Below are 19,050 nucleotides of genomic sequence, written 5' to 3'. Positions count from 1 at the left end.
CCGTCAAGGCCGGGTGACGTCGAGTACGGCCTTCCCCTGGACTCGGCGGCCGAGCAGCGCCTCCGCCGCCTCCGCCGCCCGCTCCCAGGGACCGCGCCAGCCGATCTGCGGGTCCAGCAGCCCCTGGTCCAGGAGGCCCACCAGATAGGCGAGATCGGCCCCGATCGGCGCGTCCACGGTGAAGACCTCGATCCGCCGCCTCCCGCCGCGATGCCGCTCCTCCTCGAAGTCGATGACGGTCGACTGGAGGGACGCCTTGCCGATGGCCTGCACGGAGCCGCCGGGCTCAACCTTCGAGAACGCCTCGGCCAGTTGGGCGCCGCCCACATTGTCCAGCACACCGAAGACGGGCTCCGTGACCTTCTCCGGACCGATGACGATCTCGTCCGCGCCCAGCTCGCGCAGCCCTTCGCCACGGGCCGGGCTGCCCACCGAGGCCACGACCCGCGCGCCCGCGCGCGCGGCCAACTGCACCGCGTAGCGCCCGACGCCGCCCGACGCGCCGGTGATCAGCACCCGGCGGCCCACCAGGGAGCCGAGGCGCCGCAGCGCCTGGAGCGCGGTGACACCCGCGACGGGCAGGGCGCTCGCGGCACCGAGGTCCACCGCGTCGGGCACGACCGCCAGCTCTCCGGTCTCCACCGCACGGAGCGCGGCCCAGGCCCCCGTCCAGCCGAAGGTCACCACGCGCTCCCCCGCCGACGGCCCTGAACCGTCGGCCGCGGCTCGTACGACGACACCCGCCGCGTCCCAGCCGGAGACCTGACCGGGGCTCAGCCTCCCTTCCCGGTAGGCGATCTCACCGAAGTTGAACGAGACCGCGTGGACCTCGACCAACGCCTGCGATGCCGTCGGCACCGGATCGGGAGCCTCCCCGAGGCGGAAACCCTGGGGCGCCTCGGGGTCGTACAGGAGCGCTCGCATGTCCGTTCCTCCCAGTCGATCGCCACCGCCGGCAGGCGGGGCCTTCTCCCGGACAACACACGGCGCTCCCGGAACGATTCCACGGCGCGGCGGCGGGGGCCTACTCGACGATCGCCATCTCATGCGGGGTGTTGTTGAGGCGCCGGCCGCCGTCCTCCGTGACCGTGACGATGTCCTCGATCCGCACACCGAAGCGCCCCGGCAGATAGACACCGGGCTCGACCGAGAAGCACATCCCGGGGACCATCGGACGCTCCTCACCCTCGATCATGTACGGCGGCTCATGGGTGGTGACCCCGATGCCATGGCCGGTGCGGTGGATGAAGTACTCGCCGTACCCCGCCGCGGAGATGACCGCGCGGGCCGCCCGGTCGACGTCCTGGCAGGCGGCTCCCGGCCGGACCGCTTCGAACCCGGCCTGCTGTGCCTCACGTACGAGATCGTGGACGCGCCGCTCCTCGGCGCCGGGCTCGCCGACATGGACGGTACGGGTGGTGTCGGAGCCATAGCCGTACTTGAGCCCGCCGAAGTCGAGGACGACCATGTCGCCGTGGACGATGACGCGGTCATCGGCCTCGTGGTGCGGATTGGCTCCGTTCGGGCCCGAGCCGATAACGGTGAAGTCGACCTGGGAATGGCCGTGTTCGAGAAGGAGCGCGGCGAGGTCGGCGGCCACGTCCGTCTCCCGGCGCCCGGCGAAGCGCACCTTCAGGATGTCGCCGTACGCGGCGTCGGCCGCGGTGCCCGCCGCCGCGAGCCGGGACAGCTCGCGCGCGTCCTTGACGGCGCGCAGCATCGGCAGCGCTTCGGTGAGCGCCACGTACGAGGTGCCGGGCAGCGCCTGTTGCAGCGCGAGCAGATGCATCGCCCAGGCGTTGTCGCTGACGCCGAACCGTCCGGCGGGGTCGAGCAGCGGGGCCGTCACACCGTACGGATCCTGGCCGTCCGTCCAGTCGCGCAGGGTGAGCGCCGGGGCGCCGGGAGCCCGCGCCGCGTCCGGCGCCTCCAGCGTGGGCACCACGAGCACCGGGTCCTGGCCCGCCGCGACGACGAGCATCGTGAGCCGCTCGGTGTCGGCGGTCGGCCGGTATCCGGTGAGATACGTCAGATCCGGGCCCGGCGCGATCAGCGCGCCCGCCAATCCGGCCTCGGCGGCGGACTCGGCCGCGCGCACCATCCTGGCGCGGTAGTCGTCAGCGGTGAAGGGCGGGGGCGGGGCGGTGGCGGGCACAGGTGCTCCTTCTCGATTTCTCACGGAGTCGACGCTCTCGCGGACTCGGCTCTCTCACGGACTCGACGCTCTCGCGGACTCGATGCCCGGAACCCCGGATGTCATTCTCAGATGTCATCCGGCGACTCCTTACGGGCCAGCCGTTCCAGCAGTTCGTGGAAGTCGTCGCCGACGACGATCCGCAGCCCCTCGCTGCCCCTGGCACTCAGCTGCGTGAGCGTGCCGGCGCGCCACCAGTAGACATACGGGCTGACCGCCCCCGGCGCGTCCTCGTACCCGGTGGCGGCGAACGCCGTCATGGCGTTGAGCGTCGGGATGATGGAGGTGTCGTGGATGACATGGAAGGCGAGCTGGTGCCGGAAGGGCATCGCGACCAGCGCGCCGTCCGGCGGGATCGGCCGGCCCGTGACCTTCGGTACGACCGTGTCCAGGGCAAGGACCCGGCTCGCCGTGTAGAAGGAGTCGCCGAGAAGCACTTCGAAGCGCATCCCGTCGGAGTCCTTGACGGTCTCGTGCCCCTCGATCGGCAGGTCCTGGAGATTGCTCAGGGCCCGGTCACGGAGGTGCTTGAGCCGGCCCAGCGGCTCCAGGGCCTCATCGGTGAGCATCATGACGCTCTCGGGGAGGTCCAGGGCAAGCACCTCGTACAGCCCGGGGGCGACCGAGCGCGCGTAGCCGAACGACTGCGGGTCGAGGCCGTCCTCGCTGATCACCCGGGGGTAGAGCTGGGCCCGGATCTGCTCGGGAGGCAGGGTGTCCAGCGCGGACGGGGAGTCCATGGTGCGCAGCACCATGCCCGCGTGCCGCCGGGCCAGATCTCCCCAGACGCGGGAGCCGCGCTCGTCGTGGTGGCAGACGGCGGCGAGATTGGCGAGCCCGAAGTGACGGCCGGAGCTGTCGGTCACCTGGTCCGCGTAGAGGGTCACCTCAAGGCCGTGCTCGGCGAAGGCCTCCCGGACCTGGCTGCGGAAGAACGCGGCCTCGTCGACCGAGAAGAAGGGGAACGCGGAGTCCCGGGGCGCGTCGCGGCTGTCGCGCTTCGGCCCTCGTCGGAACAGCCCCACAGCATCGCCTCCCGCCCGATCGTCCGTACCGGTGATCGCCCTTCCCGGTGATCGTCCGTCCCGGTAGTCGCCCAACCTCTGATGCTAGTCGCAGGGGGTGACAACGCGGCGGGCCGCATCTTGCCATCCCCTCGCACGCCCGCTCTTGTCGGCCACCGGTCATACGTATAACGTACGCCACATGCCTTACATCGCCCTGGTCACGCTCGTCGTGGACGACTACGACAAGGCGCTCGCCTTCTATACGCGGGCTCTCGGCTTCGAGCTGATCGAGGACACCGAGCGGGGCGACGGATCACGCTGGGTCGTGGTCCGCCCGCGCGCCACCGGTGGCCCGGACGGCTCGGGTGGCCCGGACGGATCAGACGGCTCGGCGGCGTCCGTGGGCCTGCTGCTGGCACGCGCCAAGAACGACGCCGAGCGCGCGAGCATCGGCGTGCAGACCGGCGGCCGGGTCGGCTTCTTCCTCCACACCGACGACTTCGCCCGCGATCACGCGCGGATGCGGGCCGCCGGCGTTCGCTTCCTGGAGGAGCCGCGCCACGAACCGTACGGCTCGGTCGCCGTCTTCGAGGACCTTTACGGCAACCGCTGGGACCTGCTCCAGCCCGCCTGAGGATCCCGGTCCGGCCGCGCGCGGCCGGGAATCGTGTCCGCGTCCGCAAACGCAAAGTAGTGCCGTCCCCGCAGGGCGGGGCCGGCGGCGTCCGGCACGCGCGCTCGCCACGTCGGCCGCGGTCGCCCGAGTACGGGAGCCCCGGTGACCGACGGCAACGCGGCGCGGCGCCGTGCCGGACCCCGCCCCGCGGAGACGCTGTCCGTGTGAGAACCGGACACGCGCCGCGCGGGTGGTGCCTCCGCGTACGGTCAGGCGGTGGTGGCAGGGGTGTGGAAGTAGTGGCCCTTGTCCAGGTCTTCGAGGAGGCCGGGGTGGGCCGGCCGCCAGTCCAGCAGTTCGCGGGTCAGGGTGTTCGACGCCAGGGCGTCGTGGCCGAGGAAGGCACTCAGCCAGGCGAAGTGCTCGGCCGCGGCCTCGGAAGCCACGGAGGTCACCGGCACGTCGAGGTGGCGGCCGATCACCTCGGCGATGTCACGGATCGCGACGCCCTCCTCCGCGACGCCGTGCAGCACCGATCCGGCGGGGGCCTTCTCTACCGCCAGACGGAACAGCCGTGCGGCGTCGAGACGGTGGACGGCCGGCCAGTGGCTGCCGCCGTCGCCTACGTACCCGGAGACCCCCTTGGCGCGGGCGACGGCGACCAGGGTCGCCAGGAAGCCCTGGTCCCCTTCGCCGTGGCAGGTGGGAGAGAGCCGCACCACGGATGAGCGCACGCCGCGTGAGGCGAGCGCGAGCACCGCTTGGGCGGTGCTCGCGCGCACCGAGAGCGGCGAGCCGTCGATCTCGGGCATGTCCCGCTCGGTCGCCACACGCCCGGGCGCGAGGCCGACGACGCCGGAGGCGAGGACGAAGGGGCGGTCGGTGCCGGCGAGCGCGTCGCCGAAGGTGTCTGCGGCGCGGCGATCGGCCTCGGCGGCGCCCTGGAAGTCGCCGGAGAACGCGATGTCGTGCTTGAAGGCGAGGTGGATCGCCCCGTCCGACGCGGCGGCCGCGTCCCGCAGGACATCGAGGTCGTCGACGGTGCCGCGGACGACCTCCGCCCCGGCCGCGGTGAGCGCGGCGGCGGAGGCGTCGGAGCGGGCGAGCCCGACGACCCCGTGCCCCGCGTCGATGAGCTCGGGAACAACGGCGGAGCCGATCCAGCCGGACGCGCCGGTCACAAAGATGCGCATGGGAGAACCCCAAACTAGTGATGTCAGTTACTGCCATCGACAGTAACACTCGATGTCATTCACTGCCATCACGTAGGATCGGCGCATGGGAAGATGGGAGCCGAACGCGCGCGGGCGCCTGGCGAACGCGGCGTTGGAGCTCTACCGCGAGCGCGGCTACGAGCAGACCACCGTGGCGGAGATCGCCAAACGGGCCGGCCTCACGGAGCGGACCTTCTTCCGGCACTACGCCGACAAGCGCGAGGTGCTGTTCGCCGGCTCCGGCGAGTTGCAGGAGCTGTTCGTGCGGGGGGTCGCCGACGCACCAGGGTCCGCGGCGCCGATCGACGCGCTGGCGATGGGCCTTGAAGCCGTCTCCGGGACATTCGCCGACCGCCGTGAGTACGCGCGCGAGCGACAAGCTGTGATCATGGCGAACGCGGTGCTCCAGGAGCGCGAGCTGATCAAGCTCGCCTCGATATCGGCCGCGCTCGCCGACACCCTGCGCCGACGCGGCGTCGCGGAGCCGGCCGCGAGCCTGACCGCCGAGGCGGGGGTCGCCGTCTTCAAGATCGGCTTCGAGCGCTGGATCCTGGCGGCCGAGGAACGCGACATGTGGCAGTTGATGCGGGAATCGCTGGACGAGCTCAAAGCCGTGACCGCGGGCCGTTGAGGGCTGGGCCGGCGATCTCGCATACGGAACCAGCTGGTCGGAAGTCACCCCTCGGGACAGCCCTGAGGGCCGTACGGTGTCCTCCCGTACGGCCCTCGATGGCCCTGCGCAGGCGCCTCCCGCCCGATCCCGACCCGTTCCAGGAGGGCGCGACTAGGAGGGGGACTTCCGCAGCAGCCACAGACCCAGTCCGGACCCCACCACTCCGAGCCCGGCCACGACGCTCAGCGCGATCGCCGTCCCGCCGTCGTCCACCAGGAAGTTCAAGTACACGTTGGCCAGCAGGCAGCCGATAAGCACGATCCAGAGCAGGGCTTTCATGGGGATTCCTTCACCTTCCGCGACGCTTTCCTCAGCACGTCCACTCTCTCGTACCGAGCCCGCGAGCACAGGAGGGCAGCCCCCCGAACCGGGGGTTCAGCACACCCCCCGAACGCGGGTGTGATTCCCCGCCTCCGCCGGTGCGGGAGCGGGGGTCTGTGCGCGCGGCCTCTCCATGGACGGTACCTTCGTGCTGCCGAACTCGACGCCGCCCGAGCCGGGTTGACGGCCGGGGCACGCAAGGAACGAAGGGGGCCGGCGCATGAGCCTGGCGCAGCTGCACTACACCTCGGCCCCGCAGGGACCGGACGGACCCGCCGGACCCGCTGAACCGGACGGACCGGGCGGAACGAACGGACCGAACGGACCGGGCTCCCGGTTCACCGCGATCACCCCGGGCATACCGCGGTCGCTGCTCAAGGAGGCCGAGCCGCTGCTCGGGTACGAGCCGCCGCGCGACGCCCCCGAGCACCCCGGCCCCGCCGAACTCGCCGCCTTTCCCCAGGCGTTCAGTCACAGTCTGCTCTCGGACGGCACGCGTCTGCTCGCCCGCGCGGTGCGTACGGGCGCGGACGGCAGCGGCGGCCCGGCCGGCTCCCACACCCATGCCGTGCTGCTGCCCGGAGACGCGGGCCTGCCGGGCGGAGGGCTGCCCATCTCCGCCTGGAACTCATCGCGATGGGCCTTGGCCGCCCCGGCCGACGGGTCCCCGGCGCAGTTGGAGGCCCTTCCCCCGTCGGGTCTTCTCGGGCGGGAGGCGCTGGTCGGCTTCGCCGCCTCGCGCGGCCCCTGGCTGCCCGGTTTCCTGGCCAGTCTGCGCGAGCTGACCGAGGAGGCGTCCGGGCCGCGGGACACGGATCAGGCGGCGCGGATCGTCCTCGTGGAGCGTGACAGCTCCGACGTGGCCCTATGGATCGCGCTGGCCTGCGCCGTACTGCCGCGCGACCACGCCGAGCGGCTGACCTTCACCACCTATACGCGCCGGCCGCGCGACGCCCGGCAGCTGATCGTCGGCGTACTCCCCGGGGACGCGCCGGAGCCGGACGGGCGCGACCACCGCTGCCGGGTGCACGACTGCACCGCCCCCGTGCCCGCGGCGTACACGCCGACGGACATCTGGGCCGGGATCGCCGCGCGCGTCTGGCTGGGCCGGGCCCCCGAGCTGTTCGCGGAGGCGGCGGCGCTCCCGGGCGGTGTCTTCTCCCCCGGTGCTCTGGCCGTCGTGGCGCTCTGCGCGGATCTCACGCCCGGTCCCGACGGCCGTACGGCGGCGGCCGGCTGGGCGCACACGCACGCGCGAGCCCTGGGCGACGCCCGGCTGCGCCGGCTCGTCGAGGCGTTCCAGGCGGGTGCCGAGGACCGGACGACGGCCGAATTCGCCGCCCTGACACGGCTGTTCACGGCGCTCCCCGAAGACCTCGGGCAGCGGCTCGCCACCGGTCTGGCTCCCGAACTGCGCGCGGGCGTCGCGGACTCCGGACCCGGCATCACCCGGCCGGTGGAGCTGCTGCGCGTCGCCGACGCGCTCGGGGTGGACTGTACGGATCTGCTGCCCGGTCTCGCCCACCGGCTGGCCCACTCCCTGCTAGGCCCTGTCCGGTCGGTCTCCGCGGGCACCCCGGATCCGCTCACCGTCCTGAAGGACGTCCTGGAGGACGTCCTGGAGGAGCATTTCGAGCTGCGTACGGCGCTGCTCAGCGCGCTGGACGCCCTCGCCGCCGAGGATCCGCCCGCCGCCGTCCGGCTGCTCGGCCGTACGCCCCTGGCTCTTACGGGGGTCCAGGCCCTGCCGCATCTGCGGATGTGCGCCGGTGCGCCCTGGGCGCCGGCCGCCGGGGGCGGCGACGGCCTCGCCGCGCTGCATGCCGCGCTGCGCGCCTGTGGAGTCTCGCCGTTCACCGATCCGCTGGTGCTCCGTACGGCCGTACAGCTGGTGTGGGACGGTGGCGCACCGGCCCCGGGCGAGGCGCGGCGGCTGCTCAGCGAGACGGGTTCCGACGCGCACCGCGCCGCCGGTACCTGGCGCACGCTGGTCCGGGCCGCCCTCGACGGCCCCGCCGACACCGCCCCTGACACCCACGACGTCAACGACGCGGATGCCGCCGCGCTCGCCCACGATCTGCTGCGCTGCTTCCCCGACGAGCTGGAGCCGCGCGTACGGGGCGCCCTGCTGTTCCTGGAGTTCGCCGGCGAGATCGGCGCGGGCCGGGCCGGACCTCCGTGGACCGAGCGGGTGCTGGCGCTGCGCGCCGAGGCGGAGCCGGTGGAACCGGCCCTGCTGGCCCGGGTGTTCGGGATCCTCGCGCGCCGGCTGCTCTCCGAGGACCGGCCGGAGGGCGAGCTGTACGCCCTGATCCACCGCGGCGAGCCGGAGCTGCTCAGCACGTACGCGACCGCCGCCCAGGAGGAGCGGGTACGCGACCGGCTGCGTACCGCCCCGGCCTACGCGGCCGACTGCTTCATCGCGTGGAGCTCCCTCCCCGGCGCGAACCGGGCCTGGGACACGACCCGTACGTCGCTGCTCGACAAGGTGCTCCGGCCCGTCGTGCGCGCGCTCTCCGACGAGGACACCGCGTCCGTCGAGCGGGTCCTTGAGCGCGCGGGGGTCCACCGCGCGGAGGAGTTCAGGGCCTGGAACCGCCCGGGGGCCCTCAGCCGGCTGAGCCGTCGCTTCGGCGGCCGCGGACGGCCCCGCTGACGGGGCCGTCCACACCGCGCCCCGGAGGGGTCAGCTCTCGTCCGGGGCCAGCCGCAGCGAGATGCTGTTGATGCAGTACCGCTGGTCCGTCGGGGTCGGGTATCCCTCGCCCTCGAAGACATGGCCGAGGTGCGAGCCGCAGCGTGCGCAGCGGACCTCGACCCGGACCATGCCGTGGGAGCGGTCCTCGATCAGCTCGACCGCGTCCGTGTCCTTCGGGTCGTAGAAGGACGGCCAGCCGCAGTGCGACTCGAACTTCGTGTCGGAACGGAAGAGATCGGCGCCGCACGCGCGGCAGGAGTAGACGCCGGTCGTCTTGGTGTCCGTGTATTCGCCGGTGAAGGCGGGCTCGGTGCCGGCCTTGCGGAGTACCTGGTACTCCGCGTCGGTCAGCTCCGCGCGCCACTGCTCGTCCGGCTTGTCGATGTCGTACGGCATGCGCTCTCCTCAGTCGGTCGGACGGGCCCGGCCGCCCGGCGGGTCATTCCCCGAGCCGGGCCAGGATGTCGGGACCGAGGTCGGTGACATCGCCCGCGCCCATGGTGAGAACGAGATCACCGGGGCGCGCCATTCCCGCGACCGCCTCGGGGACGGATCCCTTGTCATGGACGGCGGTGACGGTGGCGCCCGCCGCCTCGGCCGCGTCGGTGATCAGGGCGCTGGTGACACCGGGCAGCGGGTCCTCGCGGGCCGGGTAGATGTCCAGCACCAGCGAGGCGTCGGCGAGGGCCAGGGACTGGCCCATCTCCGTGGCCAGCTCCTGCGTACGGGAGAACAGATGCGGCTGGAACACCACCAGCAGCCGGGAGCCGGGGGCCGCCGCGGCCCGCATCGCCTCCAGGTCCGCGGTCATCTCGGTGGGGTGGTGCGCGTACGAGTCGATCACCTGCACGCCCGCGGCCTCGCCCTTGAGCTGGAGGCGGCGCTTGACCCCGGTGTACGCGCCGAGCGCCGAGGCGAGATTGTGCGCCGGGATACCGAGGGCGATACCGGCGGCGAGGGCGGCGACCGCGTTGTGCGCGTAGTGCCGGCCGGGGACCGAGACGGTGAAGGTCAGGAAGCGGCCGTCGAGCAGTACGGTGACCTCGCTGGTCAGACCGCGTGCGGTGACCTTGTGGACGCGTACGTCGGCGCCCTCGGCCTCCCCGTAGGTGACGACCTTGAGCGCGCTCGAACCCCGGACCCGGGAGGCCAGCTCGACCGCGCCGGGCTGGTCGGCGGCGATCACCAGCGTGCCACCGGGGACGATCTTGCCGGTGAACGCCTCGAACGACTCGTAGATCTCGTCCATCGACGCGTAGTTCGCGTGGTGGTCCAGCTCGACGTTGAGGACGATCGCGACCTCGGGGTCGTACTTCTGGAAGCTGCGGTCGCTCTCGTCCGCCTCGGCCACGAAGATCTCGCCCTCGCCGTGCCGGGCGTTCGTGCCGGGCTCCGCGAGGTCGCCGCCGATGGCGTACGAGGGGTCGAGGCCCAGTTCGGTGAGGGCGACGGCCAGCATGGAGGTCGTGGTGGTCTTGCCGTGGGTGCCGGCGACGGCGATCGCGCGCAGCCCGCCCATCAGCGAGGCCAGTGCGTCGGAGCGGTGCACGACGGGTACGGAGAGCTCGGCGGCCCGGGCCAGCTCGGGGTTGTCGGCCCGGATCGCGCTGGAGACGACCACGCACGAGGCGTCGTCCGCGAGGTGCTCGGCGGCATGGCCGATATGTACGGTGGCCCCCAGCGCCCGCAGCGACTCGGCGGTCTCCGACTCCTTCGCGTCGCTGCCCGCGACCTTGGCGCCGCGCTGGGCGAGGATCTTGGCGATACCCGACATTCCGGCGCCGCCGATACCGATGAAGTGCGGCCGTTCCATGGTCGCGGGGATACCGGGTGCCGGTGCCATACGTGTTCTCTCCCAAGGTGCAGGCGGGCCCAAGACGCGGGCGGGTTACAGCGTGCGGCTGTAGCGGACCCCAGCTTATTCGCTGTGCGCGAAGAGTTTGAGCACCGGTACGCCGACCTTGTGCCGCGCCCGGGACGCCCAGTCCCGGTGGAAGAACTCCTCCACGTAGTGCGGCTCGGTGAGCACGATCACCTCATCGGCCCCGGCCTCGTCCACGACTTCCTTGAGCCGGTCGAGCGGATGCTCCTCCACGACCTGGCCGGTGGCCGCGGAGCCCTGGCCGCGCAGCAGCGCCAGCGAGTGTTCGAGAGCGAGTTCCGCGGGCTGTCTGGCCGCCTTGCCCTCCGGCACCTCGTCCTCCCTGGCCGCGTCCCGCAGCTCACCGATCGCGATGTCGTCGATGGCGCGCAGCAGCAGATCGGCCTGGTCACCACGCGGCTGCATGAGCACCACGAACGAGATCTCCTCGTCGCCGTGGAGGGTGGTGACGAACTCCACGTCCTCCGACGACAGGGGCTTCTCGATCATCAATACGCTTGTGAACACGACAGGCGCCCTTCTTCTTCCAGGGCCGTGCGGCCCACTGCTGAAACCATCCTTCCCCGTACCCGCACGGGGTCTGTGACGTTAAGTCTGCCCACCGGAAGCTAACCGGAACGACAAATTCCGCTGATTGTCAGACACGCGGATGCCGGGTGGACCGGACGCGCCGGTACCGGGTGAAGAGGAACCCGTCCTGCTCCAGCAGCGACGCCAGCGCGAACCGTTCGGGCACGGCGGGAGCCGGCCCGCCCGCGATGCGCTGCGCGTACCCCGAAGCGAGCATCGGAGACACGGTCAGACACAGTTCGTCCAGCACCCCCGCCGCGACGAACTGTCCGAGCAGCCGCGGTCCGCCCTCGGTGAGCAGCCGGACCAGCCCGCGATCCGCCAGGGCGGGTACGACACGCTCCGGGTCCGCCCCGGAGCCGTCCCCGGCGATCACCACCTCCACGCCCGCCTTCTCCGCCGCGAGAATCCGCTCGGCAGGCGCCGCCGCGCCGGTCAGCACGAGCGTCGGGACGAGGGGGGCGGTGAACAGCGGCAGCGAGAAGTCCAGCTCCAGACTCGCGCTGACCACGGCGATCACCGGCGCGGGCCGCTGTCCGGCCGCCGCCCGGCGCGCGGCGAAGGCGTCGCGGGCGCGGGCCGGCCGGTACTTCTCCAGGCGAACCGTTTCCGCACCCACCACCACCGCGTCGGCGAGCGCCCGCAGAGTGCCGAAGACACGCATGTCGGCGGCGGAGGAGATGGACTGCGACCGGCCCTCGTGGTGGGCGGCGCCGTCCAGCGTGGACACCATGTTGGCGCGCAGCCAGGGCCGTGGCCGTGCGACGCCGTCGGCGGCGGTGCCCACGGGGTACGCGTAGGCGTCCGCCAGCTCGTCGAGCGTCCAGTCGCGGTCCGCGCCCGACACACCGGCCGAATCCCCTCCGGAAGCCGCGGCGGAGTGTGTCTGATCGGTCACAGGGAACAGGCGTCGCATGCGAAGCAGTCTGGCATGGCGCATAGAGTTACGAACTGTGTCGTCCTCCACCGCGGCGTCCGGCCGTCAGTCGATAACCGAAGCGGCCCCGCTCTCCCTCTGCGCACGTGAGCCACGCGTCCCCGCCGACCGGCTGGTCGCGGAGATGGTGCCGCCGCCGCGCTTCGGCTCCGTACGGTTCGACACGTACGTACCCGACCCCCAGCAGCCCAGCCAGACCGAGGCGGTCTCGGTCCTGAGCGCCTTCGCGGCGGGTCTCGGCGGAGCCCATCCGGCCGGCGGCGGACACGGCAGGCGGCGCTGGTTCACCAGAAAGCCCGCGGCCCCCACCGGACCGCGCGGTGTCTATCTGGACGGCGGTTACGGCGTCGGCAAGACACATCTGCTGGCGTCCCTCTGGCACGCCACTCCGGCCCTGCCGGCGCAGAAGGCTTTCGGCACATTCGTGGAGCTGACCAATCTGGTCGGCGCGCTGGGCTTCCAGGAGACCGTACGGACGCTCAGCGGCCACCGGCTCCTCTGCATCGACGAATTCGAGCTGGACGATCCGGGCGACACCGTCCTCGTCTCCACCCTGCTCGGCAAACTGGTCGACGCGGGGGTGGCACTGGCCGCGACCTCGAACACCCTGCCGGGCAAGCTCGGCGAGGGCCGGTTCGCTTCCGCGGACTTCCTCCGCGAGATCCAGGGCCTGTCGGCGCGGTTCCGCCCGCTGCGCATCGACGGCGAGGACTACCGGCACCGCGGACTGCCCGCCGCTCCCGCCCCGTACTCCGACGAAGAGGTGACCCGGGCCGCGTACGCGACCGAGGGCGCCAGCCTGGACGACTTCCCCGGGCTGCTCGAACATCTCTCCCGGGTCCATCCGAGCCGGTACGGAGCGCTCACGGACGGGGTGCGGGCCGTCTGTCTCACGGATGTCGCGCCGGTGCCCGACCAGTCGACCGCGCTGCGGCTCGTCGTCCTCGCGGACCGGCTGTACGACCGGGAGGTGCCCGTCCTCGCCTCCGGGCTCCCCTTCGACCGGCTGTTCAGCGAAGAGATGCTGAACGGCGGTTATCGGAAGAAGTACTTCCGGGCGATCTCGCGGCTGACAGCGCTGGCACGGGACGCCAAGGGGCTGGTCGCCCAGTAGGTTCGGTGCCATAACGCCACGACACCGCCCCACCTCGAAGCCGCCCCACCCCGAAGCCGTAACACCCCGCGTCATCGCATCTGCTGTACTCACACCCGTATCACCACGAACCAAGCAGAAGGGTTCCATCATGGCCACCACGCGCCAGGCGCACACGGTCTGGGAGGGCAACCTCCTCCAGGGCACGGGCACCATCACCTTCGACTCCTCCGGCATCGCCGACCAGGCGGTCTCCTGGCCCTCCCGCGCGGAGGCGGCGAACGGCAAGACCAGCCCGGAGGAGCTGATCGCCGCGGCCCACTCCAGCTGCTTCTCGATGGCGCTCTCCAACGGTCTCGCGAAGGGCGGCACGCCTCCGACCAGGCTGACCACCCAGGCCGACGTCACCTTCCAGCCCGGCACCGGCATCACCGGTATCCACCTCACCGTTCAGGGCGAGGTCCCGGGTCTGGACGCGGCGGAGTTCGAGAAGGCGGCCGAGGACGCCAAGGCGAACTGCCCGGTCAGCCAGGCGCTCACCGGCACGACCATCACGCTGAGCGCGTCGCTGGTCTGACGCGAACACCTGAGGCTCGCGGCCCGCATGGTTCACGTGTCACACCACACGTGCTACACACATGCGGGTCACGTCTCCTGTCCGCCAACAGGGAGTTGCCTCATGTCAGCAACACGGCGTCAGATCCTCGCCCGCACCGGCGCCATCGCCGCGGGTATCACCTTCAGCGGAGCCGTCTCCGAGCTCTTCTCCGGCACCGCCGCCGCCCAGGGACCCGGCCGCCGCGGCTACGGTCCGCTGGTCACCGACCCGGACGGCCTGCTCGATCTCCCCCGGGGGTTCCGCTACAAGGTCCTCTCCAGGGAGGGCGACCCGCTGCGCTCCGGCGAGGGCCTGGTCCCCAGTAACCACGACGGTATGGCCGCCTTCCCCGGCCGCCGGGGCGGTGTGCGTCTGGTCCGCAATCACGAGAACCGCGCCACCGCCCCGATCCCCGTCCCGGCCGTGCCCGGCCTCACCTACGACCCGATGGGCAAAGGCGGTTGTACGGCGCTGGAGCTGGACGGCCGCGACAACGTACTCGGCGAACGCGTCGCCATCGCCGGAACCGCCGTCAACTGCGCGGGCGGCCCCACTCCTTGGGGCACCTGGCTCACCTGCGAGGAGACCGAGGACAGAGCAGGCACCAACGGCTACACCAAGGACCACGGCTTCGTCTTCGAGGTCGACGGCGCCGATCCGCGCCGTACCGGAGCCGTACCGCTGACCGCCATGGGCCGCTTCCAGCACGAGGCGATCGCGATCGATCCCGGCACGGGCATCGTGTACGAGACGGAGGACGCGTTCGACCGGCCCTTCGGGCTCTTCTACCGCTTCCTGCCGCGCAAGCCGCACGGCGGAACCGGATCGCTGCGCGCGGGCGGCGCCCTGGAGGCCATGCGGGTGCCGGAGGTGCCCGACCTGTCGGCCGTCCAGGAACCGGGCACGTCCTTCGACCGGGTGGAGTGGGTCCCCGTACCCGACCCGTCGGCCCGCGAGACCCCGATCCGCCTCCAGGACTTCGGCGCCAGGGGCATCACCCACGCGCAGAAGCTGGAGGGCTGCTACTGGGGCGAGCGCGCGGTCTACTTCGTGTCGAGCTTCGCGCGCGGCGCGGAGGGCTCGGCCGCGGACCACTACGGGCAGGTGTGGAAGTACGAGCCGAAGCGGGGCCGGCTCACGCTGGTGATCGTCTTCGGCCCCGGCACGGACATCCAGCTGCCCGGCGAGTCCCCCGACAACATCTGCCTCGCGCCGAGCGGCGGCCTGATGGTGTGCGAGGACGGCGGGGGCGCCCAGCATGTGTTCGGCGTGACGCGCCGGGGCGAGGTGTACGCGCTGGCCCGGGGCGCCCAGGCGCTCGGTACCCCGGAGGAGCCCGAGTGGGGCGAGTTCGCGGGCGTCACCTTCTCGCCGGACGGCGCGACGATGTACGTGAACTGCTATACGCCGGGGACGACCTTCGCGGTGACCGGCCCCTGGCAGGAGTAGTTCCCGGCGGCGTCAGCGGTCGCGGACCGCGCCGATCCGACGCACCCTCTAAGGAGCCGATCCAAGGGGTGCGCAGTGGCGAAGAAGGACAGAAAAGCGGGACAGCGGAAACAGCCACCACCGCCGCTCCGTGAGCTGCTGCGCATCCCCGAGGGCGAGCCCGTCGACCTCTCCTCGTACGACTCCCGCGCCACCCCGGGCGGCCCGGAGAACAAGGCGGCGGCGCTCGCCGCCGTCCCTCCGCTGGCGCAGCGCCTGGCCGGTCTCCAGGATCGGCTGTACGCGGCCAGCACGGCGGGCGACCGGCGCCGGGTGCTGCTGATCCTCCAGGGCATGGACACCAGCGGCAAGGGCGGCACGATCAAACATGTGATCGGTCATTTCAATCCGGCGGGCTGCCGGATCAGGGCCTTCAAGACCCCGACCCCGGAGGAGCGGAGCCATCCCTTCCTGTGGCGGGTCAGACGGGCGCTGCCCGCGCCGGGAGAGATCGGGATCTTCGACCGTTCGCAGTACGAGGACGTCCTGATCGCCCGCGTACGGGAACTGGTCCCCCGGCGCGATCTGGGCCGCCGCTACGGCCAGATCAACCGCTTCGAACAGGGGCTCGCCGACAACGGTGTGACGATCGTGAAGGTCTTCCTCCACCTCGGCCACGAGGAGCAGCGCGACCGTCTCCTGGCCCGGCTCGACAACCCGGACAAGCACTGGAAGTTCAGCCCGTCCGATGTCGAGGACCGCGCTCTGTGGCCCGACTACCGGGAGGCCTACGAGCTGGCCCTGTACCGCTGCTCGACGGCGGCGGCCCCCTGGTACCTGGTCCCGGCGGACCGCAAGTGGTACCGCAACTGGGCGATCAGCACGCTGCTGCTCGAACATCTGGAGGCGCTGGACCCGGCGTATCCGGAGGCCGGCTTCGACGTCGAGGAGAGCCGCCGGCAGCTGCTGGCGACGGGCTGATCCCGCGCGTGACCGTACGGGGCGACTTCGGCGTGGGCGAGTGCCGTGCGACCGTTCCAGGCGGATCATCATATATTTTCCGTGAGTGACCACATATGTACGTATTCTCGCCATCGTCGCCGTCCTGGGCGCCGCCCTCGCCGGTTGCGCCGACGGCGCCGGCAAGGCCGTGACCTCCGGCTCCTCCGGCGCGCGCGCCGCCGCGACGTCCAGTTCCGCGGCGGTGAAGGGGCCGCCGACCCTGGCCCCCGGTCCCGGCGGGCTGACCCCGGTCTTCAAGCGCGGGAACCCGGCCGCGGGCAAGACCGTGGCGCTCACCTTCGACGCCGATATGACGGCGGATCAGGGCACGCGCGCGGCGCGCGGCGAGCGGTTCGACAACCCTTCGCTGATCGCCCTGCTGCGCAGGCTGGAAGTGCCCTCGACGGTCTTCATGACGGGCCGCTGGGCCGAGGAGTATCCGACGCAGGCGAAGGCGATCGGCGAGGACCCGCTCTTCGAGATCGCCAACCACTCCTACAGTCACTACGCCTTCACGGCCGACTGCTACGGGCTGCCACGGGTCGGCGAGACGAAGATGAACGAGGACGTGCAGCGGGCCTTCACCGCGTTCGACGAGGCCGGGGCGCGCAATGTGGTGCCGTACTTCCGCTTCCCGGGCGGCTGTTACGACGACGCGGCGCTTCGGGCGCTGGCGCCCTCGAAGGTGACCGCGGTCCAGTGGGACGTCGTCAGCGGCGACGCCTTCGCCACGGACGCGGAGGCGGTCGCGCAGCAGGTGCTGGAGGGCGTGAAGCCCGGGTCGCTGGTGGTGATGCACTGCACGCGCAGCGCGGCGCCGGTGACGGAGGACGCCGTGGAGCAGATCGTTCCCGAGCTGCGGAAGCAGGGCTACCGGTTCGTCAAGGTCTCCGAGCTGATGAGCCACTGACCGGGCGCGGCCCGGGGCGGCTGAACCGGCCCGGCGGGACGGCGGTCAGCCCGAGCACGCCGTCCGCTGGGCTTCCTGCCACTCGCAGACGGGACAGAGAGTCGCGCCCCTGACCGTCTCCGGGTACTCGGTGGGCTTCGCGCACAGCACACAGTCCGCGTACGCGACCTCTTCCGCTTCCTCTTTCTCCGCCATGCCGGGAAGCGTACTCAGCTCCGCCGCGCCGCGACCGGACGGGCCACCGCGGACGCGTCGCCGTGGAGGGCCCGGAGCCGGTCAGTGCGCGGCGGCCTTCTGCGGGGTGGCCTCGCTCGGCCGGACGATGACGAAGCCCTCGCCCTGGAGCATCAGCTGGACGGCCTCGCCCGAGCCGCCGCGGATCATCGAGCCGACGGACTGCGAGCGGTGCAGCGAGGTGGAGAGCTGCGCGCTCCACCCGACGACCGCGTCGGTGTCGACGTACACCGGGGCCTGGCCCGTGACGGGGATCACTATGGGGTTGCCCTCGCATATGACGCCGAGCTTGCCGTAGCCGGTGAAGAGGCTGTTGAAGAGCCCGCCGCCGGTCATCCCGGCGCCCTTCACCGTCTTGATCTCGTACGAGAGGGTCGGATCGAAACAGAGCACATTGCGGCCGTTGATGGTGAGCGCGTCACCCTGCTCGACATCGACGATGAAGCAGCTGGCTGCGTCCTGCGCGAACCATGCCTCGCCCTGGCCCTTGACACTCATCAGCGGCAGGCCCTCGCCCGTGACGGCCCGCTTGAGCATGCCGCCGATGCCCTGTCCCTTGCGTTCGAACTGGAGGCTGCCGCGGAAGGCGATCATGGATCCCTGCCGTGCGTACATCTCGCCGTTGACGGCGTACTTGATCGATTTGGCGTTCTGCAGCGTCATCCCGGGGGCGGTGGCCGGCTGCGCCAGGTACTCGGCGGAAAAGAGGTCGCTCTTCATGCCGTGCATACTCACCCGGACGCACCCGTTCCGCCAAGAAAGGTTTGCCCAAGAAAGCGGGACCGGGGCTGCTGGCAGACTGGACCCGTGAGCAGTGACATCAGCGACCGCGGCGACAGTGTGCCCGACGGGCCCTCCCGCGACGAGGCCCCCCAGTTCGTACTGCCGCTGGTGGTCCGGATCGAGAAGGCCGCGCCGCCCGCCCGTACCGACGCCCTGGAGACGGCCGCCCGCGCGGTGCTCGTCATGCTCTCCGACGAGCGGTCGGTGGGCGAGGGCGAGTGGGCGAGCGCCATACGGGACTGGCAGGACGCCCGGATCCGCAAGGTGGTACGGAGGGCGCGCGGCGCGGAGTGGCGCCGCGCCTCCGCGCTCCCCGGGCTCACGGTCCTGGGCGCGGGACACACGACGGAGACGGCGTCCGCCGCCGAGGTACGGGTCTACCCGCCCATCCCGCTCGACGGCTGGCCCAAGGAGCTGGCGAAGCTCCAGGTCTCCGGAACCGAGCTGGCAGACACCGAGGCGCCGCCCGCGCCGGACCCGGCGCTGCCCGTGCTCTGGCTCAGCCCCGATCTCGACATGTCGGCGGGCAAGGCCATGGCCCAGGCCGGGCACGGCGCCCAACTCGCCTGGTGGGAGCTGTCGGAGACGGAGCGCAAGGCCTGGCGCGAGGCCGGCTTCCCGCTCGCCGTACGTACCGCCGACGCGAGGCGCTGGCGCGAACTCACCACCAGTGGACTGCCGGTGGTCCATGACGCCGGATTCACCGAGATCGCGCCCGGGAGAACTGTCGTGGCCGAAGGGGGCAGTCGCTTCTGTCCGCTCCCGCGTGAACGGCGGCCGTAGGCGGGCTGCTCCGCGTTCCGACACGGGGCGGTGGGGGGCGCGTGTTCCCGGCATTCAGCTGATCATCCGGCGCCGCGGAGCTGAACACCGCGGCCTGGCCGTACGTA

Annotated in this window: 20 protein-coding genes; 9 read left to right on the top strand and 11 right to left on the bottom strand. The window is 71.9% G+C overall.

Translation table 11 applies throughout. The features are described 5' to 3' along the window. Positions 1-3: 3 nt before the first annotated feature. From ACFRMN_RS07785 to ACFRMN_RS07775, 3 genes are all read right to left on the bottom strand, one after another. Positions 4-924, bottom strand: coding sequence for a zinc-binding dehydrogenase (locus tag ACFRMN_RS07785; protein WP_383014856.1), 921 nt, complete (start codon positions 922-924; stop codon positions 4-6). A 100-nt stretch (positions 925-1,024) separates the two neighbouring features. Further along, positions 1,025-2,101 (bottom strand): aminopeptidase P family protein, encoded by a 1,077-nt coding sequence (locus ACFRMN_RS07780; protein ID WP_383015289.1) that lies wholly within the window; start codon positions 2,099-2,101, stop codon positions 1,025-1,027. Positions 2,102-2,262: 161 nt separating this feature from the next. Next, complete coding sequence (locus tag ACFRMN_RS07775; RefSeq protein ID WP_383014854.1) at positions 2,263-3,219, bottom strand: hypothetical protein; 957 nt, start codon at positions 3,217-3,219, stop codon at positions 2,263-2,265. A gap of 181 nt (positions 3,220-3,400) precedes the next feature. On the opposite strand from ACFRMN_RS07775, the gene ACFRMN_RS07770 reads away from it, so the two are divergent. Continuing rightward, complete coding sequence (locus ACFRMN_RS07770; RefSeq protein ID WP_383014851.1) at positions 3,401-3,835, top strand: VOC family protein; 435 nt, start codon at positions 3,401-3,403, stop codon at positions 3,833-3,835. 251 nt (positions 3,836-4,086) lie between these two features. Here the strand turns inward: ACFRMN_RS07770 and ACFRMN_RS07765 are convergent, their stop codons facing one another. Beyond that, positions 4,087-5,010, bottom strand: coding sequence for an SDR family oxidoreductase (locus ACFRMN_RS07765; protein ID WP_383014848.1), 924 nt, complete (start codon positions 5,008-5,010; stop codon positions 4,087-4,089). Between the two features lie 85 nt (positions 5,011-5,095). Here ACFRMN_RS07765 and ACFRMN_RS07760 point away from each other — a divergent pair, with 85 nt between their 5' ends. Continuing rightward, complete coding sequence (locus ACFRMN_RS07760) at positions 5,096-5,662, top strand: TetR/AcrR family transcriptional regulator (protein WP_383014845.1); 567 nt, start codon at positions 5,096-5,098, stop codon at positions 5,660-5,662. Between the two features lie 153 nt (positions 5,663-5,815). Here ACFRMN_RS07760 and ACFRMN_RS07755 read toward each other — a convergent pair whose 3' ends face one another. Beyond that, complete coding sequence (locus ACFRMN_RS07755) at positions 5,816-5,983, bottom strand: hypothetical protein (RefSeq protein ID WP_383014842.1); 168 nt, start codon at positions 5,981-5,983, stop codon at positions 5,816-5,818. Between the two features lie 262 nt (positions 5,984-6,245). On the opposite strand from ACFRMN_RS07755, the gene ACFRMN_RS07750 reads away from it, so the two are divergent. Continuing rightward, positions 6,246-8,681, top strand: coding sequence for a GTPase-associated protein 1-related protein (locus ACFRMN_RS07750; RefSeq protein ID WP_383014839.1), 2,436 nt, complete (start codon positions 6,246-6,248; stop codon positions 8,679-8,681). Between the two features lie 30 nt (positions 8,682-8,711). Here the strand turns inward: ACFRMN_RS07750 and msrB are convergent, their stop codons facing one another. The 4 genes from msrB to ACFRMN_RS07730 all read right to left on the bottom strand — a co-directional run bounded on the left by msrB (position 8,712) and on the right by ACFRMN_RS07730 (position 12,091). Continuing rightward, entirely contained in the window at positions 8,712-9,119 is a 408-nt protein-coding gene (gene msrB, locus ACFRMN_RS07745) for a peptide-methionine (R)-S-oxide reductase MsrB (RefSeq protein ID WP_030350719.1), read from the bottom strand. A gap of 43 nt (positions 9,120-9,162) precedes the next feature. Continuing rightward, positions 9,163-10,566 (bottom strand): UDP-N-acetylmuramate--L-alanine ligase, encoded by a 1,404-nt coding sequence (gene murC / locus ACFRMN_RS07740; RefSeq protein WP_383014836.1) that lies wholly within the window; start codon positions 10,564-10,566, stop codon positions 9,163-9,165. Between the two features lie 75 nt (positions 10,567-10,641). Continuing rightward, positions 10,642-11,112, bottom strand: coding sequence for an indole-3-glycerol phosphate synthase (locus tag ACFRMN_RS07735; RefSeq protein ID WP_249947821.1), 471 nt, complete (start codon positions 11,110-11,112; stop codon positions 10,642-10,644). Positions 11,113-11,242: 130 nt separating this feature from the next. Beyond that, entirely contained in the window at positions 11,243-12,091 is an 849-nt protein-coding gene (locus ACFRMN_RS07730) for a pyrimidine reductase family protein (RefSeq protein ID WP_383014833.1), read from the bottom strand. Positions 12,092-12,128: 37 nt separating this feature from the next. Here ACFRMN_RS07730 and zapE point away from each other — a divergent pair, with 37 nt between their 5' ends. The 5 genes from zapE (at position 12,129) to ACFRMN_RS07705 (ending at position 17,143) form a co-directional block, all read left to right on the top strand. Beyond that, the gene (gene zapE, locus ACFRMN_RS07725; protein ID WP_383014831.1) at positions 12,129-13,226 is read left to right on the top strand and encodes a cell division protein ZapE; all 1,098 of its coding nucleotides are present in this window, start codon (positions 12,129-12,131) and stop codon (positions 13,224-13,226) included. Between the two features lie 130 nt (positions 13,227-13,356). Further along, positions 13,357-13,782, top strand: a complete 426-nt coding sequence (locus ACFRMN_RS07720) for an OsmC family protein (RefSeq protein WP_383014828.1) — start codon at positions 13,357-13,359, stop codon at positions 13,780-13,782. Positions 13,783-13,884: 102 nt separating this feature from the next. Continuing rightward, positions 13,885-15,252 carry an alkaline phosphatase PhoX gene (locus tag ACFRMN_RS07715; protein WP_383014825.1) on the top strand — a complete coding sequence of 456 codons (1,368 nt, stop codon included), beginning with the start codon at positions 13,885-13,887 and terminating at the stop codon, positions 15,250-15,252. A gap of 75 nt (positions 15,253-15,327) precedes the next feature. After that, a complete protein-coding gene (locus tag ACFRMN_RS07710) occupies positions 15,328-16,212 on the top strand; it encodes a PPK2 family polyphosphate kinase (protein WP_383014822.1) in 885 nt (294 codons plus the stop codon). Positions 16,213-16,297: 85 nt separating this feature from the next. After that, positions 16,298-17,143: a polysaccharide deacetylase family protein gene (locus ACFRMN_RS07705; RefSeq protein WP_383014819.1), complete on the top strand. Its 846-nt coding sequence runs from the start codon at positions 16,298-16,300 to the stop codon at positions 17,141-17,143. 45 nt (positions 17,144-17,188) lie between these two features. On the opposite strand, the gene ACFRMN_RS07700 is transcribed toward ACFRMN_RS07705, so the two are convergent. Next, complete coding sequence (locus ACFRMN_RS07700; RefSeq protein WP_383014816.1) at positions 17,189-17,338, bottom strand: hypothetical protein; 150 nt, start codon at positions 17,336-17,338, stop codon at positions 17,189-17,191. An 81-nt stretch (positions 17,339-17,419) separates the two neighbouring features. After that, positions 17,420-18,097, bottom strand: coding sequence for an AIM24 family protein (locus ACFRMN_RS07695; protein ID WP_383014813.1), 678 nt, complete (start codon positions 18,095-18,097; stop codon positions 17,420-17,422). Positions 18,098-18,184: 87 nt separating this feature from the next. Here ACFRMN_RS07695 and ACFRMN_RS07690 point away from each other — a divergent pair, with 87 nt between their 5' ends. Next, positions 18,185-18,943 carry a peptidyl-tRNA hydrolase gene (locus tag ACFRMN_RS07690; RefSeq protein WP_383014810.1) on the top strand — a complete coding sequence of 253 codons (759 nt, stop codon included), beginning with the start codon at positions 18,185-18,187 and terminating at the stop codon, positions 18,941-18,943. Positions 18,944-19,050: the final 107 nt, after the last annotated feature.

The sequence above is a fragment of the Streptomyces sp. NPDC056835 genome, assembly GCF_042789485.1.
Lineage (GTDB): Bacteria > Actinomycetota > Actinomycetes > Streptomycetales > Streptomycetaceae > Streptomyces.
This window is presented reverse-complemented; position numbering and strand designations above follow the sequence as displayed.